This window comes from Mesorhizobium sp. M7A.F.Ca.US.005.03.2.1, from assembly GCF_003997795.1.
Taxonomy (GTDB): Bacteria; Pseudomonadota; Alphaproteobacteria; order Rhizobiales; family Rhizobiaceae; genus Mesorhizobium; species Mesorhizobium ciceri.
Genome location: NZ_RZRP01001423.1, coordinates 1 through 821, shown reverse-complemented (window position 1 = coordinate 821; position 821 = coordinate 1). Strand labels below are relative to the sequence as shown.

Genomic DNA, 821 nt, shown 5'->3' with positions numbered 1-821 from the left:
AGTGAGCACTGGGCGTCGCTGCTCGACGCTCCCGGCTTCGTCATCGGCGTTTCGGGCGTGTTGCCAAGCGAGCCGCAGGTGGACTGCTATTCGGTGAACAGGTGAGATCATGAGCCGCGATGATCCGTTCGGACTGTCGGAGGATCGCGAACGCACCCGCATTCGATTGACCGGCGCGCCGATGCCGCGGCCGATGGCGCCACCTTTGCCGAGCGCGTCGGTAAAGCGCTCCCGCACCCATCCGAACGCACTCGTCAACGCATTTGCGCCCTTGCTCGAATTCGGTCCCGAGCTTGAAAGTGCGCTGCCGCCGGACAATCCGGAAGCATTGCGTACCCGATTGCTCGAAGAACTGGTCCGGGCACGCGACACGGCTATGTCGGTCGGATCCTCAATGGAGCGCGCCGACCAGGCGGCCTGGGTGGTGGCGGCGTTGCTCGACGATCTGGCCCTGAACACGCCATGGGGCGGCGCCAGCGCCTGGCCGCGGCAGCCGCTTGTGGTCATGCTGCGCGGCGATGTCGATGCCGGCACGCAGTTCTTCACCCGTCTCGACGAACTCGAGCGCCATCCCAACCGTGATCGCGAATTGCTGGAACTGCAGTATCAATGCATGGCGCTTGGCTTTCGTGGCAAATATCGCGTGTCGGCCCGATCCGGCGACCGCTCGCTCAATGCCGTTCGCGTGGCGGCGGCACGCTTCCTACGCGATGCCGACGCCGAAGGCGCGCCACTGTCGCCAAACTGGAAAGGCGTGATCGCATCTGACGAGCCGCAGCGCTTCATCGTTCCGATCTGGGTCATGGCGCTCGGTGCGGCGG

1 protein-coding gene is annotated in these 821 nt (G+C 65.3%); it reads left to right on the top strand.

From position 1 onward, the window contains the following. Positions 1-109: 109 nt before the first annotated feature. Positions 110-821, top strand: a 712-nt coding sequence (gene icmH / locus EN991_RS38235) for a type IVB secretion system protein IcmH/DotU (RefSeq protein ID WP_164769761.1), incomplete at its 3' end; no start/stop codon positions are given.